Source organism: Lysobacter gummosus, assembly GCF_001442805.1.
In the GTDB taxonomy this organism is placed as follows: domain Bacteria; phylum Pseudomonadota; class Gammaproteobacteria; order Xanthomonadales; family Xanthomonadaceae; genus Lysobacter; species Lysobacter gummosus.
In genome coordinates this window covers 1,492,049-1,507,630 of the sequence record NZ_CP011131.1, presented here as the reverse complement: position 1 = coordinate 1,507,630, position 15,582 = coordinate 1,492,049, and the positions used below count along the sequence as shown (strand labels likewise).

Here is a 15,582-nt window from a genome sequence, read left to right as displayed (position 1 = left end):
GCGGCGGGACGACGGATTTCCGGTGCGCGCTTGCAGGCGAATTTCAACTTGCGTGGCGCATCGCCCCCAAACTCAACAATCGAGCCGCTTGTTGCGAATTGGTCGCAACAACAGAACGATCCTGCGCGCCGGCTCAACTTGGAAATCGTCCGGACGAGGATCACCCTTCAGTGCATGGACATCCCCACCCGTCTTCCGACCCTGTTCCTTTCCCACGGCTCGCCGATGCTGGCGCTGGAGGATTCGCCCGCCGGGCGCTTCCTCGATTCGCTGGGCCAGCAATTGCCGTGGCCGCGCGCGATCGTGATCGCCTCGGCGCACTTCATGACCGACCGGCCGATGGTCGGCGGTCACCATAAGCCGCACACCGTGCACGACTTCGGCGGCTTTCCGCCGCCGCTGTACCAGATCCGGTACCCGGCGCCGGGCCAGCCGCGCCTGGCCGAACAGATCGCCGCGCGCCTGAGCGACGCCGGCCTCAACGCCAAGCTGCGCGACAACCACGGTCTGGATCATGGCGTGTGGGTGCCGTTACGGCGCATGTATCCGCAGGCGGACATTCCGGTGGTGCCCTTGTCGGTGATGCCGTATGGGACGGCGGCTCAACACTATGCCGTGGGGCAAGCGCTGGCGGCACTGAGAGACGAAGGGGTCTTGGTGATCGGCTCGGGCGGCTTCGTGCACAACCTGGGCGATCTGGACTGGAGCCAGCGCGAAGCGCCGATGCCGTCGTGGGCAGCCGATTTCAGTGCGTGGATGCACGAGAAGCTGGCCGCGGGCGATCGCGAGGCCTTGCTCGACTGGCACGACCGGGCTCCGAACGCGCGTCATGCGCATCCGACCGTCGAGCATCTGATGCCGTTGTTCGTGGCGCTGGGCGCCGCGGGCGATGCGCCGACGGCGCGCACGATTCATCGTTCGCATGAGATGGGGTCGTTGGCGTTGGATGCGTTCGCGTTCGATTGAGGCTTCTTTTGCTCGTCATTCCCGCGAACGCGGGCTCCGCTTTACTTCGGCGGAGCCGAACATCCAGAGACTTCAAACGTTCTCGCACGGAAGGCACTGGATTCCCGCGTTCGCGGGAATGACGGTAGGAGGGAGGGCGAAGGTCCGAGCGAACCAAGTTTCGGTCCACGGCTACGAAGCAAGCGCCATCGACAACAGCGCCCCACTCACTTCCCCCGCTCCCACGGCGGCACCTCCCCAAACGACTCCGCCACGAAATCCACGAACGCCCGCACCCGCAACGGCACGAACCGCCGCTGCGGCATCACCGCGTTGATCGCCGTATCCGGCAATCGATAACCCGGCAACACCTCCACCAACCGCCTGGCGCGCAAGTCTTCGTACACGTGCCAGGCCGAGAAATGCGCGATCCCCAATCCCGCCAGCGCCGCATCGCGCAGCACTTCGCCGAAATTGCTTTCCAACCGGCCGTTGACCCGCACCGTCGTCGCATGCCCGGTCGCATCGACCACGCGCCAGTACTCCATGCGGCCCTGCGCGCCGACCAGCAGCAGGCATTCGTGATCGGCCAAGTCCTCCGGCACCCGCGGCGCGACGCGGTGGCGCAGGTACTCGGGCGAACACGCCAGCACGCGGCGGTTGTCGGCGAGCTTGCGCGCGACCAGGCTCGAATCGTCGAGCGGGCCGATCCGGATCGCCAGATCCATGCCCGAGGCGATCAGGTCCAGGCGCTCGTCGTTGAGGTTCACGCTCAGCCGCACCGCCGGATAGCGGCGCTGGAACTCGGGCAGCAACGGCGAGATGTACATGCGCCCGAACGAGGCCGAGGTGGTCACCCGCAACACCCCGGACGGCTCGCTGCCGGATTGGCGCAGGTCCGAGGTCAGCGCCTCCAGTTCCTCGATCAGGGCCCGGCCGCGTTCGGCCAGGGCCACGCCTTCGGCGGTGGCGTGCAACTGGCGGGTGGTCCGGTGCAGCAGACGCACGCCCAGGTCGCGCTCCAGGCGCTTGAGGCGCTGGCTGGCGACCGCGACCGACAGATCCAGGCTGCGCGCGGCGGCGCTGATCGAGCCCAGGTCGAGCACCCGCAGGAACAGATTCAGGTCGGCGATGCGGTCCATGGCATTTTCAACGAATCGTTGAGAGTGATTCGTCATCCTGCGGGTTTTTCCACAAGATGCAACGGCACAGACTGCCGCATCTTTCCACGGATGCGCCCCCATGCATGCCCCGTCTTCCTCCGCCTCCAGCACCCCGGCCGTCCCCGAAACCGGCCCGGGCGCGCGCAAAGGCCTGCCGATCGCGCTGTACGCGCTGACCGTCGGCGCCTTCGGCATCGGCACCACCGAGTTCGTGATCATGGGCCTGCTGCTGCAGGTCGCGGCCGACCTGCACATCGGCATCGCCGCGGCCGGGCTGCTGATCTCCGGCTACGCGCTGGGCGTGTTCGTCGGCGCGCCGGTGCTGACCGTCGCCACCGGGCGCATGCCGCGCAAGGCGGTGCTGGTGGCGCTGATGCTGATCTTCACCATCGGCAACATCGTCTGTGCGATCGCACCGAACTACACCGTGCTGATGATCGCGCGGGTGATCACCTCGCTCGCGCACGGCACCTTCTTCGGCGTCGGCGCGGTGGTCGCGACCGGCCTGGTGCCGGCCGACAAGAAAGCCTCCGCGATCTCGATCATGTTCACCGGCCTGACCGTCGCCACCTTGCTCGGTGTTCCCGCCGGCGCGTGGCTGGGCCTGCACTACGGCTGGCGCTCGACGTTCTGGGCGGTGACCGTGATCGGCCTGATCGCGACCGTCGTCATCGCCGCGCTGGTGCCGAAGGACAAGCGCAAGCCCGAGCCGGTGGCGCTGCGTCGCGAAGTGAAGGCGGTGGTGCATCCGCAGGTGCTGCTGGGCTTGTTGATGACGGTGCTGGGCTTCGCCGGCGTGTTTACGGTCTACACCTTCATCCAGCCGATTCTTACCCGCATCAGCGGCTTCAGCGAGGCGGCGGTGTCGCCGATTCTGTTGGTCTTCGGCGGCGGCATGATCCTGGGCAACCTGATCGGCGGGCGTCTGGCCGACAAGCGTCTGGCGCCGGCGTTGATCGGCACGCTGATCGCGTTGGCGGCGGTGCTGGGCGTGATGACCTTCGCCCTGCACAACCCGATCGCCGCGATCGCCTTCGTCGGCCTGCTCGGCGTGGCCGCGTTCGCGACGGTGCCGCCGCTGCAGTTGTGGGTGTTGCAGAAGACCGATCCGGCCGGGCAGAACCTGGCTTCCAGCTTGAACATCGGCGCGTTCAACCTGGGCAACGCGCTGGGTGCGTGGCTGGGCGGCGCGGTGATCGAACACGGTCCCGGGCTGGGCGCGGTGACCTGGATCGCTGCTTTGGTGACGCTGTCGGGGCTGGTGCTGGCGGTGTGGGCGGCCAAGTTGGATGCACCTGAGCGGGCGGCGACGCGGGCTGCGCAGGAAGGCGAAGCGGCTGCGGTTTGTGCTGCGGGTTGAGTTCGACTTTCGACCGAAGCCCACCGATGCGAATCGCCGCCTTCGCTTTTGCTCGTCATTCACGCGAAGGCGGGAATCCAGTGACTTGCCTTGAACGTGCACGAAAGTCGCTGGATTCCCGCCTTCGCGGGAATGACGGCTTGGAAGGACGTAATGCGTTCGTGACGAATTCCATGCGTGAAGGCTCTTCCGCCTTCTCGACAAAAGCCCGCCCCCTCTCACTCCACCGCAACAAACCCCGGCAGCTGCGGCAAGCGTTCGCGCAGAAACTCGACCAGCACCCGCGTGCGCAACGGCAAATATCGTCGCGCCGGATACAGCAGATACGCCTCATGCGCCGACGCCTTCCACTGCGGCAACACCCAGGCCAGTTCGCCGCTGTCGATCAGATCCTGCACCAACCACGCCGGCGCCAGGCCCAGGCCCGCGCCGATCAGGAAACTTTCGCGTATCCCCAGCGAGTTGTTGATCCGATAACGCCCGTTCGCCTGCAGCCGCCGCACTTCGCCGCCGGGCCCGTGCAATTCGAAACTCTCGCTGGCCCAGGCGAAACGCAGATAGTTGTGCGCCAGCACATCGTCCGGCGCATCGATGCGCGGATGCTGCGCCAGATAGCCGACCGAGGCCACCAATCCGCGCGGCGACACCGCGACGCGGCGCGCCACCACGTTCGGCGGCAGGTTGGCGCCGAGCCGCAGCGCCACGTCCATGCCTTCCTCGACCAGATCGACGAAGCGGTCGTTGAGGATCAGCTCGATCTCGATCTGCGGATACAGCGCGAGAAATTCCTGCACCAGCCGATTCATCCGCAACACGCCCACGCTGACCGGCGCGCTGATCCGCAGCAGGCCGGCCGGCGTTTCGCTCAGGCCGCGCGCGTCGGCCACCGCTTCGCCGTATTCCTCGATCACCCGCCGCGCGCGTTCGTAAAAGCGCCGGCCCTGTTCGGTCGGCGCCAGATGGGTGGTGCTGCGCTGAAGCAAGCGCACGCCCAGTTCCTGCTCCAGCGCGGCCACGGTCTTGCTGATGGTCGGCTGGGTACTGCCCTGCTCGCGCGCGACCGCCGACAGGCTGCCCAGTTCTACCGCGCGGACGAAGGTCTGCATGCCGCGGAGTGTGTCCATGAGGCTCCCGGGAACTCGCCCACTCATTCCAATATGGAATGGAGCATATGCGATCTTGCCTTCTACCGGGCCAATACAGAAGAACCTAGCTTGAGCGTCGTCGAATCCCCGACGTCTTACGAATTCAGGCCATGACCACTCACTTGCCCAAACCCCTCGCCGCCGCCGCACTCGCGTTGGCCCTGGCCGCCGCCCCGGCGCAGGCCGCCGACTCTACGCGCTGGGTCGGCACCTGGACCGCCAGCCCGCAGGCCGCATTGCCGGCCGGCTTCGTCCTGCCCAACGGCGCGCCGGCGCAGCTGCGCAACCAGACCGTGCGCCAGGTCGCGCGGGTCAGCCTCGGCGGCAAGCAACTGCGCATCGAGCTGTCGAACGCCTACGGCGACCAGCCGGTCACCATCGGCGCGGCGCACATCGCCCGCAGCGGCGGCGGCGCTCGCATCCAGGCCGGCAGCGATCGCGCGATCACCTTCGGCGGCCAGCCGTCGGTGACGATCCAGCCCGGCGCGCCGGTGCTCAGCGATCCCATCGCGCTCGATGTCGCCGCGCTCGGCGAAGTCGCGGTCAGCCTGTACTTGCCGCAGACGACCGCGCTCAAGACCCTGCACTGGGAAGGCCGCCAGGACGCCTACCTCACCTCCGGCAACCGCGCCGCCGATGCGCAACTGCAAGGCGAGACGATCCAGACCCGCCCCTTCCTCAGCGGCGTGTATGTGCAAGCGCCGGCGGCGACGCGCAGCGTGATCGTGCTCGGCGATTCGATCACCGACGGCGCCGCGTCCACGCCCAACCAGAACCGGCGCTGGCCGGACTTTCTCGCCGCGCGTCTGGCCCAGCGCGATGTCGCCGTGCTCAACGCCGGCATTTCCGGCGGCCAGGTGCTCAACGACGGCATGGGCGTAAGCGCGCTGGCGCGCTTCGAGCGCGACGTGCTCGGGCAAAAGGCCGACACCGTCTTCGTCCTGCTCGGCATCAACGACATCGGCTGGCCCGGCAGCAGCTTCGAACCCAAGCGCGCGCCGATGAGCGCGCAGCGCCTGATCGCCGGCTATCGCCAGTTGATCGCGCGTGCGCGCCTGAATTCGTTGCGCATCGTCGGCGCCACGCTGACGCCGTTCGAAGGCGCGCTGGCGGATTCGCCGATCAGCGGCTACTACAACACCGACAAGGACAAGGTGCGCCAGACCGTCAACGCCTGGATCCGCGACAGCGGCGAGTTCGATGCGGTGGTCGATTTCGACGCGATCACCCGCGACCCCGCGCATCCGGCGCGATTCCTGCCGGCCTACGACTCCGGCGATCACCTGCATCCGGGCGACGCCGGTTATCGCGCGATGGCCGAGGCCATCGACGAAGCGGTGTTGTTCGCCCCGCGTTGACGCGGACACCTGTCCGTTTTTCGCAGAACCCTTCGATTCTTTCCCGCACAATCCGGCATCGACGCATCGATGCCGGCCCGCCCCTCCCACGCAGTCTGGAGTTCGCAATGAAAGCCGTAGCCCTCACCCGTTATCTTCCGATCGACGATCCGCAATCGCTGGTGGATGTCGAACTGCCCGCGCCGACCGCCGGCGGCCACGATCTGCTGGTGCGGGTCGAGGCGATCTCGGTCAATCCGGTCGACACCAAGGTGCGCTCGCCCAAGCCGCAGGTGGAAGCGCAGCCGCGCGTGCTGGGCTTTGACGCCGCCGGCATCGTCGAAGCGGTCGGCGAAGACGTCACCCGCTTCAAGGTCGGCGACCGCGTCTACTACGCCGGCGACATCACCCGTCCGGGCACCAACAGCGAACTGCATCTGGTCGATGAGCGCATCGTCGGCGCCGCGCCGGCCTCGCTGAGCGCGGCCCAGGCCGCGGCGCTGCCGCTGACCGCCATCACCGCCTGGGAGCTGCTGTTCCAGCGCATGCCGTTCGATGCGGACAACGGCGGCCGCGGCAAGTCGCTGCTGATCATCGCCGGCGCCGGCGGCGTGGGCTCGATCGCGATCCAGATCGCCAAGCGCGCCGGCTTCAGCGTGATCGCCACCGCCTCGCGCAGCGAAAGCGTCGAGTGGTGCAGGCAGATGGGCGCCGATCACGTGATCGATCACCGCCAGCCGCTGGCGCCGCAACTCAAGGCGCTGGGCTTCGAACAGATCGATGCCGCCTTGAATCTGGCCGACACCGACCGCTATTGGGAAACGCTGGGCGAAGTGCTGGCGCCGCAGGGCCATGTCGGACTGATCGTGGAGCCCTCCGGCGCGCTCAAGATCGGCGACCCGTACAAGGCCAAGTGCATCGGCATCCACTGGGAAATGATGTTCTCCCGGCCGCGCTTCAAGACGCCGGACATGGTCGAACAGGGCAAGATTCTCGATCGCGTGGCGCAGTTGATCGACGCGGGCGAACTCAAGGGCACGCATACCGAAACCCTCGGCAAGATCGATGCGGCGAACATGCGCGAGACGCATCGGCGATTGGAGTCGGGGACGACGATCGGGAAGTTGGTGTTGGCTGGGTGGTGAGGTCGCTGCGTAGTTGAGGTAGGGCGCTTGCCTGGCTCGCAATGAATTCATCCGCGAGGCCCCTCTTTATTGCTCGTCATTCCCGCGAAGGCGGGAATCCAGAGACTTCAGAGTCATGCCGCGGTGAAGCCCTGGATTCCCGCCTTCGCGGGAATGACGAGCAAAAGCGAACGCGGGCCATGTGCAAACAAGCAATCCCGAAAGCAATCCCAAACAAAAAAGGGGCCGGCATGCCGGCCCCTCTCCCTTTCTGCGTACCGCACTTATCTACAGCATGAAACTTACGCGGCCTTCGGCGCACTGCGCGCCTGCTCGTAGCCGTTGAACACCATCGACGCCGAAGCGCGGCCCTGGGTCAGCGACCGCAACGCGGTCGTGTAACCCGACAACTGCGCCAGCGGCGCGCGCGCGGTCACGTCCGTGCGCAGGCCCTTGTCCTCGATGCCGAGCACGCGGCCGGAGCGGCGTTGCAGATCGCCGACCACGTCGCCGACATTGCCGGCGGGCGTATCGATGACCAGCGCCATCACCGGCTCGAGCAGCGTTGTGCCGCTTTCTGCCAGCGCCGCCTTCAGCGCATCGCCCGCCGCGCGTTGGAACGCGAGTTCGGACGAATCCACCGCGTGGGTCTGGCCGTCGGTCAAGATCACCGTCAAACCGACCACCGGATACCCCAACGGCCCTTCCGCCAACGCCAGGCGCAAGCCCTTTTCCGTCGCGTTGACGAAGTTGCGCGGCACCACGCCGCCGGTCGTGCGATCGACGAACTCGAACTGCCCGTCTTCGCGCGGCTCCACGTCGATGACCACACGGGCGAACTGCCCCGTGCCGCCGTTCTGCTTGGACAGCTTGCCTTCGATCCCGCGCACCGCGCGGCTCGGGGTTTCCTGATAAGCCACGCGCGGCGAACCGGTGCGCACCTCGACGTTCCACTCCTGGCGCAGGCGCTCGACCATCACGTCCAGATGCAGTTCGCCCATGCCCCACACCAAGGTCTCGCCGGTTTCCGAATCGGTACCGACGCGGAACGACGGGTCCTCCTGCGCCAGACTCGCCAAGCCCTGGCCCAGACGGATCAGATCGCCCGACTTGCCCGCGGTCAGGCGCCACGACAACACCGCCGGTTGGGCCTGGATCGTGTCCAGCACCAACCGCTCGCCGGTATCGCTCAGGCTCTCGCCGCTGACCGCGTCCTTCCAACCCGGGATCGCGACGATTTCGCCCGCATAGGCGACATCGACATCGTGCCCGCGATTGGCCTGGACCACGACCAGGCGGCCGACGCGCTGCGGCTTGTCGCGACGCGACGCCCACACCGTATCGCCGACCCGCAGCGTGCCCGAGTACAGGCGCACGAACGACAGCGCACCGTGTTCCTGGTGCACGATCTTGAACAGCAAGCCGGCCAGCGGCCCGGACGCATCCGGCGCGAGCGCGACTTCGCCGCGTTCGCTTTCGGCGTGCACCCACGGCCGATCCAGCGGCGAAGGCAGGTAATCGACGATCGCATCCAACAGCGTTTCCACGCCCTTGTTCTTGAACGCCGAACCGCCGAGCACCGGCGTGCCCGCGCCCTTGAGCGTGCCGCGACGCAAGGCCGCCTTGAGCAGCCCGGCATCGATGGCGCGCGCGTCGAGGAAGGCCTCGGCCAGTTCGTCGTCGTGATCGGCGACCGCTTCGATCAGGCGCAGACGCAGCGGCTCGAACTCGCGCGCCTCGTCGTCGTTCCAGGGACGGCGGGACAAGTGGTTGTCCTGGTCCCACAGCACGATGTCGCGGGCGACGTAATCGACCCAGCCTTGCAGCTCGTTTTCGATACCGACCGACCGGCCCAGCGGCCACGGCACCGCGTCGAGCTTCTCGCGCATCTGCGCGAGCGTGCGCTCGAACGAAGCGCCGACGCGATCCATCTTGTTGACGAACGCGATCAGCGGCACGCCGTGCCGGCGCGCCTGGCGCCACACGGTTTCCGATTGCGGCTGCACGCCATCGACCGCGCTGAACACGGCGACCGCGCCGTCGAGCACGCGCAGCGAACGCTCGACTTCGATCGCGAAGTCGATATGGCCGGGCGTGTCGATGATGGTCAGGCGATGTTCGCTCTGGCCTTGCGGCGTCCAGCGCGTCTGCACGGCCGCGGCGCCGATGGTGATGCCGCGGTCTTTCTCGATGCTGGTGAAGTCGGTGGTGGTCGCGCCGTCGTGGACTTCGCCCATGCGATGGATAGCGCCGGTTTTCCACAACAGGCGTTCGGTGAGCGTGGTTTTGCCCGCGTCTACGTGGGCGATGATGCCGAGGTTGCGCCAGCTGGAAGCAATGGTGGTGTTCATAAGGAGATTCACGATGTTGCCAACAAAGGGAGGCCGCGCGTCCCCGGTTGGCGACAGGGCGCGCGGCTAGGTTTGGGTATCGGCCGCGGTATTCACGACACGTTCTCCTCAGGTCTCATGCGACTTCGGTGGATGGAATCCGGCCTTGGCGGTCGGGCTTTTGGAAACGTCAGGCAATAAAAAAGCACCCGTGCGGGTGCTCTGGTCTGGTGTGGCTGCGGCGGGTCGGATTACATCGACCGCGAACCGAAGATCACAGGAGGCAGGCGCACCCGGCCCGCGCTCTCGCGCGAGGCGTGCTGCGATATCAGTAGCGGGAAACGCTTCATGACGGATACGGCCTGAAAGATCGGGTGGTTTTGCGTGTGCATAGAGTAAGGGCGCTGCGGCAGGAGTCAACCGGAGATGGGCTGCTGTGGCTGGGATTTATCGTTCCAGCCGGTGCACGATCCCATGGGCGCTGCTTCCTGCGGACGCAACCCCATCGCCCCCTTTGAAAAAGGGGGCGAGCGCCCGGCGCAATGCCGGCGCAGTTGCGAATCTACAGCGCGGGGGATTTGCTTTTTGCTTGGGGGCGACGGCGGGCTGGAGCCGAAAAGCGAATCCCCCCTGCCCCCCTTTTTCAAAGGGGGGAGGCGTTAGGGAGATTTTTTGGGGCGGGTTGGTTCGAGAACTCCGGGCACCGCAGCAAAGCGACTCTCACGCCGCCTTGCTGTCCTCACGCTGCCGCTTCAACACCGCCACCGCTTCCGCCCACGGGCTGCCGCCGCGGCGCTTGCTGGTGGTCAACACCAGGTCCGACGGATCGAACACGTTGAGGTTGTGCGTGATCGGCGTGGTCAGGATGTACTGCGCGTCGGTCGCGCGCAGGAAGCGCCCGACCTTTTCGATGTTGAACACGTCCAGATGCGCGAAGGGTTCGTCGATGAAGACGAAACCGCCCGGCTGGTCTTCGTCGCGCAGCAAGGCCACCAGCAACAGCAACGACTTCATCACCTGCTGGCCGCCCGAGGCCTCGCCGTCGTCCAGGCCGATCCAGCCCTTGCGGTCGAAATCGAAACGCACGGACAAACCAGCCTGGGCCAGGGCGACGTCGTTGTTGGCCAGTTCCGGCATGTCGGCGTCCACGCCGATGCCGGCCAGCTCGCCCAGCGCGGCGAGGTTCTTCTTGTAGCGGCGAACGGTCGCGCGCAGCACGTTGATGTAGGCGCCGCGCGCTTCCTCGGTCAACCGTTTGGCGCGCTCCAGATGCGCTTCGCGACGGCCGATCGAGCTTTCCAGTTCGTCGTGATCGGCGCCGATCTTGTCGCGCAGGGGAATGCACGATTCGTCGGTGACGAAGCCGCCGCGCGAAAGGCGGTCGTCGATGCGCTCGATCTCGCGACGCACCGCCGAGGCGCTTTCGTACTCGGCGCGCGCCGCTTGCAAGGCCACCGCGCTGCGCCAGGATTCGGGCATCAGCGCGCGCTTGCGCCGATAGTCGACGATGCGCTGGATCAGGCTCTGGCGCTCGCCGTTGATCTGCTGCGCGCGTTCGCGCAGCTCGCGCGCGAGCGCGTCGATCTGGCCCTGGCGCTTGGCCGCGGCGATGCCTTCGGCCTTGTCCTGATCGGCGGCTTCGTCGATCTTCGCCCGCGCCTGCGCCAACGCGGCGGCGGCTTGTCCGGCGGCTTCGGCCAGTTCCGGCAGGCGCGCCTGGGCATCGGCGAATTCGGCCGCGCGGGTGACCAATTCCTGAGTCGCATCCAGCCCGAGCAGGCGCGACTGATCGGCGTCCACGCGCTGATTGAGTTCCTGCAACTCGGCTTCGCGCGACTGCGCGCGCTGCGCGATCACCGCCTGTTCGGCGCGCAGCTCGACCAGTTGCGACTGCCGCGCGCCGGTGCCGAAGTGGTGCTGGTTGCCGCCGATATGGCGACCGCCGCGGCTTTCGCGCAGATAACCCTTCTGGGTGATCCAGTCCTGCCCGGCCGGCAGGCGCGAGCCGTGTTCGATGTCGGTGACGCGGCGGATGCGATCGAGCTGGCGCGGCAACCACGCCGGCGGATCGGCCGAGAAGCGCACCACTTCCAGCAACGAGCCGGCGCTGGCCTTGGTGACCGGCGCGCGTTCGGCGACGATGAAATGGCGGTACTGCTGGCTTTCGCCGAGTTGCCACGCGGCGCGCGCCTGCTTGGGATTTTCCAGCACCAGCAGATGGCGATAAGGCGCCAGCACCGCTTCGACGGCGACCGACCACTGCGGATCGGTGATCTCGACCAGTTCGGTCAACACATGATGGGCGATGCCGGCCTGATCGAGCCCGGCACGGAAATCGCGTTCGAACGGTTCGACGATGCGGCCGCCGCCGCTGAGCGCGGCGGTCTGCGCGGAAATCTCCCCGGCGCGCTTGCGGTCGCGCTCGGCTTCCAGGCGCAATTCGGCCTGGCGGCGGCGTCCGTTCTCGACGCTGGCGCTGAGCGCTTCGACATCGACTTCGCCGCGTTGCGCCTGCAGCTTGGCCAGTTCGTCGCGGCGCTTGACCAGCATCTCGGCGTCGCGCGCGGCGTCGCGGGCCTGGGTGAAGGCCTGTTCGCTGGCGACGACCTGACGGCGCGCTTCGCGAATCGCTTCGGCCAGCACGTCGCGGCCGCTGGAGGCGATCGCGTCCTCACTGCGCATCTCCTCCAGCGCGCGTTCGCGCTCGCGCAGCGCGCGGCGCAGGCCGGTCAGGCGCGGCTTGGCGCCTTCGATCGCGTTGCGCTGGTCGGCCAGTTCCACCTTCGGCGCGATCTCGCTTTCCAGGCGCTGGCGCTGATTGCGCAGCGCATTGCCTTCCTCGAACGAGCGTACGTCGGCCTTGGCCGATTCCAGGCGCAGGTGCAGACCGGCCAGATCCTGACCCAGATGCTGCAATTCCTTTTCGACATCGAACTGCTCGGTGCGCGCGCGCTGATAGTCGTCGAGCACGGCCTTGTCTTCGAACACGTCGAAGATCAGCTGCAGCAGATCGCGCGGCGAGTACTGGCAGAGTTTGTCCGTCGCGCCTTGTTCCAGGGTGAGCACGCGGCAGATCGCGCGGGTCAGGCCGGCACCGGCCAGACGCACGCGGTAGTCGCGCACGCCGAGCCAATCGCCGCCTTGCTCCAGCGTTTCCACCGGCACGTCGCCGCCGACGATCTGGTAGTCGCGGCTCCAGTCGCCGCCGCGCTTGCGGATGCGGCAGGCCAGGGTGACCAGATCGTCCTTGATCGGAAAGAACGGCCTGCCGCCGCGGCGGTCGGGGCGATTGCTGACCACGCCGCGCAGCCATGCATACGGCTTGCCGTTATGGCGCAGATACGTCTTGTAGTCGCGGGCGGTGTCGCGGTCTTCGATCGCGAGCAGGGTGCGCAGCGCATCGAGCAAGGTGGTCTTGCCCGAACCGTTCGGGCCGACCACGGTGACGATGGACGCGTCCAGCGGCAGCTGGAAACGCTGCCAATAGTCCCAGTGCACGACTTCCAGCGAGCGGAATTCAAACATCGGCCGCGGCCTCCTCGTGCTTGGCTTCGGTGTCCGGGGATGATTCCGGGAGTTCGGTGTGTTCGCCATCGCCGGCGCCGCCGGCCTCGGCCAGCTGCGGCAACGGCTCGGCGGCGATGGCTTCGGCGTCGTGCGCATCGAGCGCGGCATCGGCCGGCGCATCGGCGTCGTCTTCTTCCATCAGCGACTGCTCGAACGCCGCGGCGTCGAAATCGATGTAGCCGTCGCTTTCGATCGCCGCTTCATCGGTCGCGTCGTCGATGGCCTCGGCATCGTTCGCCGCCGCAACGGCCGCGTCGTTCTCGCCGGCTTCGGCTTCGGCCGCTTCGATCGCCGCCAGTTCCAATGCGTGCTGACGCGCCTCGGCGACCACATACGACAAGGCGCCGTCCATCACCCGGCCGGCGATGCGTTCGTAATCAAGAGCCAGATCCAGCATCGGCCCTTCATGGATGCGCTCCTTGCGCCGCAGGATGAAGCCCTGCCGCGCCAGTGCGCCGAGATTGAACTGAATACGGGTCTTGCCGCCGAGCTTGTCGCCGAAGTCGGCGAGCAAGGTGCGCTCGTTGATCGGCTCGACCACTTCCGCGCCGACCGGCACCGGCTTGAGCTCGGCGAACATCTGCTCCTGGTCCTGATCGCGGTCGGCCTGTTGTCGGGCGATCTGGCGCTGGCGCTTGGGCAGCACCAGCAGCGCCCACAGCACCACCAGCAGCGCGATCGCGTCGCGGTCGAGCTGCAGGTTGGTCGAGGACCAGGCCTTGGCGCTGCCGAACACCGCCGATTCCTGCGGCCGCGCGATGCATACCGCGATGTTGGCGGCATAAGGATGTTCGAGCAGGCGCAAACCCACCGACGCCAACCGGCGGTCGAGGTCGTTGCGCAATTCGGCGTCGGTGAGCAGTTCGCGCACGGCGATGTCGTCGCGCGGCAGCCAGCGCTCGGCGATCAGCCGCGCGATCAATGAAGCGATAGGGTCGGTCATGGGGTTTCCGCGGTTTCCTTCGCCGCTTTCGCGCGCCGGGCCGGTTGCCCGGTGCCGCGCGCGGAGGCGGTCTTCTTATCGGTTTTCTTGTCGGTCTTGTTCGCTCGCGCGGCGCGTTTGCGCGCGCCGGTCGCGGCGGCCGAATCGTCGTCGCCGTCTTCGATCACCCGCTCCAGTTGGTCGGAGGCTTCGGCTTCGGCGATGTCGGCCCGGGAACGCTTGCGCGGCGCGCGCGCCTGCAAGCGTTCTTCTTCGCTCACCGTCTGCAGGCGGCTGCGGCTCATATAAGCCACGCCGGCGCGTTCGACGATTTCGAATTCGGGCTCGACATGCCAGGCCAGCGGCAAACGCGCCATCGACGCGCTGACGCCTTCGCGGTTTTCCGCGCCGGGATCGCCGATCAGGCCGAGCAGCGACATGCGGTAGGCGCTCAGCGAGAAGCCGTCGCGCGGCACCAGCGCGCTCAACGCCGTCGCTTCGCCATCGGCCGCGGCCAGCGCGGTGAGTTCGTCCAGCCAGTGTTCGGCGAACTGGAAATCGGTGGCCGCCGCCGGCGAGCCTTCGCTGCTGGGCGCGGCCATCGACGGCGGCAGCGACTGGTCTTCGCGCGCTTCGCGTTCGCGTTCGACCAGTTCGTACTCGGCCACGTCCAGGGCGATCGGCGACAGCACGAAGGCCGGAATCGCCGAACGCGCGAGCACGTCGTCGGCGATGGCGGCGAGCGAATCGATGTCCAGATCGCGCAGGAAGCGGTTCACGTCCGAGGACGACAAACCGCTCGCGCCCAGATGCACGCGATGGCGGTCCAGCGTGCTCAGCGCGCGCTGGAACACCGAGGCCTGGCGCAGCATCGCGCTCTGGGCGCGGCCGATCTGCTGGGCGACGCGGTGGGTGTGGCTGTCGAGTTCCAGGTCGGAGGAAATTTCCTCGACGATCTGCGTGCCTTTCTCGATCCAGCGCCAGGCCTGCTGCAAAGTGCCGGCGGCGCGCAGGATGCGGTGTTCCGAGCCGCTGAGCACGGCCTGGTCGAAGTCTTCGCGCAGCTCGTTGAGGCGCGAGAGCAGATGCTGCAGGTCGTCCGGACGCACCCGCCCCACCGCCTGGCCGGCGGCGATCTGCGCGGTGACGTAGGCCAGCTCGTCGCCTTCGCGGTTGAACTGCAGCAGCAGGCCGATCGCCGACAGCGCCTGGCGGCCGGCCGGGCTGATGCGGTAGCGCTGGCTTTCGTTGTCCCACAGCAGCAGATCGTTGTCGCGCAGGCGGCCGATCACGGTGTCGAACTTGACCGGCTCCAGATAGGCGAAGTGTTCGCGCAGTTCCTGCGGGGTCCAGTCCGGCGCCTGGCCGCGTTCGCCGATCGCGCGCAGCACCAGCAACCGCACCATCACCGACTCTTCGCCGCCGTGGAACAGGGTCGAGAACGCGCGCAGCAGTTCGCGCGCGCCCAGCAGGGGCTGCAGGTCGGGCAGATCGGCGGCGACGATGTCGGCGCGCAGGTAGTCCTGGATGCTGGTTTCGGTGACTGGATCCATGGAGTACGGACTACGGGGGGTCGGGCATGTTCGGCCATGCGCCGCACCTGTGACAACCGTTGCGTTCGCCGCCGCCGCGTGCCTGCCTTCGCGCCGCCTTGATCCAGGCCGGCCCGGGCCCGGGCGAATCCGTGGT

10 protein-coding genes are annotated in these 15,582 nt (G+C 67.4%); 4 read left to right on the top strand and 6 right to left on the bottom strand.

Annotation, left to right across the window (positions count from 1 at the left end; all coding sequences use genetic code 11):
* The first annotated feature begins 174 nt into the window (after nt 1-174).
* Nucleotides 175-966: a DODA-type extradiol aromatic ring-opening family dioxygenase gene (locus tag LG3211_RS06150; RefSeq protein ID WP_057942048.1), complete on the top strand. Its 792-nt coding sequence runs from the start codon at nt 175-177 to the stop codon at nt 964-966.
* 206 nt (nt 967-1,172) lie between these two features.
* Here the strand turns inward: LG3211_RS06150 and LG3211_RS06145 are convergent, their stop codons facing one another.
* A complete protein-coding gene (locus LG3211_RS06145; protein ID WP_057942047.1) occupies nt 1,173-2,087 on the bottom strand; it encodes a LysR family transcriptional regulator in 915 nt (304 codons plus the stop codon).
* A 100-nt stretch (nt 2,088-2,187) separates the two neighbouring features.
* Here LG3211_RS06145 and LG3211_RS06140 point away from each other — a divergent pair, with 100 nt between their 5' ends.
* Nucleotides 2,188-3,468 carry an MFS transporter gene (locus LG3211_RS06140; protein ID WP_187313141.1) on the top strand — a complete coding sequence of 427 codons (1,281 nt, stop codon included), beginning with the start codon at nt 2,188-2,190 and terminating at the stop codon, nt 3,466-3,468.
* A 218-nt stretch (nt 3,469-3,686) separates the two neighbouring features.
* Here LG3211_RS06140 and LG3211_RS06135 read toward each other — a convergent pair whose 3' ends face one another.
* Entirely contained in the window at nt 3,687-4,592 is a 906-nt protein-coding gene (locus LG3211_RS06135; RefSeq protein ID WP_057942046.1) for a LysR family transcriptional regulator, read from the bottom strand.
* Nucleotides 4,593-4,723: 131 nt separating this feature from the next.
* On the opposite strand from LG3211_RS06135, the gene LG3211_RS06130 reads away from it, so the two are divergent.
* Together LG3211_RS06130 and LG3211_RS06125 are read left to right on the top strand one after the other, a co-directional pair.
* A complete protein-coding gene (locus LG3211_RS06130; protein WP_057942045.1) occupies nt 4,724-5,971 on the top strand; it encodes an SGNH/GDSL hydrolase family protein in 1,248 nt (415 codons plus the stop codon).
* Nucleotides 5,972-6,078: 107 nt separating this feature from the next.
* Nucleotides 6,079-7,095 (top strand): zinc-binding alcohol dehydrogenase family protein, encoded by a 1,017-nt coding sequence (locus LG3211_RS06125; protein ID WP_057942044.1) that lies wholly within the window; start codon nt 6,079-6,081, stop codon nt 7,093-7,095.
* 281 nt (nt 7,096-7,376) lie between these two features.
* On the opposite strand, the gene fusA is transcribed toward LG3211_RS06125, so the two are convergent.
* The 4 genes from fusA to LG3211_RS06105 all read right to left on the bottom strand — a co-directional run bounded on the left by fusA (nt 7,377) and on the right by LG3211_RS06105 (nt 15,446).
* The gene (gene fusA, locus LG3211_RS06120; RefSeq protein ID WP_057942043.1) at nt 7,377-9,425 is read right to left on the bottom strand and encodes an elongation factor G; all 2,049 of its coding nucleotides are present in this window, start codon (nt 9,423-9,425) and stop codon (nt 7,377-7,379) included.
* Between the two features lie 699 nt (nt 9,426-10,124).
* Nucleotides 10,125-12,929, bottom strand: a complete 2,805-nt coding sequence (locus LG3211_RS06115) for an AAA family ATPase (protein WP_057942042.1) — start codon at nt 12,927-12,929, stop codon at nt 10,125-10,127.
* Nucleotides 12,922-13,914, bottom strand: a complete 993-nt coding sequence (locus LG3211_RS06110; RefSeq protein ID WP_187313140.1) for a hypothetical protein — start codon at nt 13,912-13,914, stop codon at nt 12,922-12,924. The genes LG3211_RS06115 and LG3211_RS06110 overlap by 8 nt, the downstream gene beginning before the upstream one ends.
* Nucleotides 13,911-15,446 (bottom strand): hypothetical protein, encoded by a 1,536-nt coding sequence (locus tag LG3211_RS06105; protein ID WP_057942041.1) that lies wholly within the window; start codon nt 15,444-15,446, stop codon nt 13,911-13,913. Before LG3211_RS06105 ends, LG3211_RS06110 begins: the two co-directional genes overlap by 4 nt.
* Nucleotides 15,447-15,582 lie beyond the last annotated feature (136 nt).

What these genes read in the sequence shown, in the direction of transcription:
- LG3211_RS06150 (WP_057942048.1), top strand. Translation starts at nt 175, where the DNA reads ATGGACATCCCCACCCGTCTTCCGACCCTGTTCCTTTCCCACGGCTCG.
- LG3211_RS06145 (WP_057942047.1), bottom strand. Translation starts at nt 2,087, where the DNA reads ATGGACCGCATCGCCGACCTGAATCTGTTCCTGCGGGTGCTCGACCTG.
- LG3211_RS06140 (WP_187313141.1), top strand. Translation starts at nt 2,188, where the DNA reads ATGCATGCCCCGTCTTCCTCCGCCTCCAGCACCCCGGCCGTCCCCGAA.
- LG3211_RS06135 (WP_057942046.1), bottom strand. Translation starts at nt 4,592, where the DNA reads ATGGACACACTCCGCGGCATGCAGACCTTCGTCCGCGCGGTAGAACTG.
- LG3211_RS06130 (WP_057942045.1), top strand. Translation starts at nt 4,724, where the DNA reads ATGACCACTCACTTGCCCAAACCCCTCGCCGCCGCCGCACTCGCGTTG.
- LG3211_RS06125 (WP_057942044.1), top strand. Translation starts at nt 6,079, where the DNA reads ATGAAAGCCGTAGCCCTCACCCGTTATCTTCCGATCGACGATCCGCAA.
- fusA (WP_057942043.1), bottom strand. Translation starts at nt 9,425, where the DNA reads ATGAACACCACCATTGCTTCCAGCTGGCGCAACCTCGGCATCATCGCC.
- LG3211_RS06115 (WP_057942042.1), bottom strand. Translation starts at nt 12,929, where the DNA reads ATGTTTGAATTCCGCTCGCTGGAAGTCGTGCACTGGGACTATTGGCAG.
- LG3211_RS06110 (WP_187313140.1), bottom strand. Translation starts at nt 13,914, where the DNA reads ATGACCGACCCTATCGCTTCATTGATCGCGCGGCTGATCGCCGAGCGC.
- LG3211_RS06105 (WP_057942041.1), bottom strand. Translation starts at nt 15,446, where the DNA reads ATGGATCCAGTCACCGAAACCAGCATCCAGGACTACCTGCGCGCCGAC.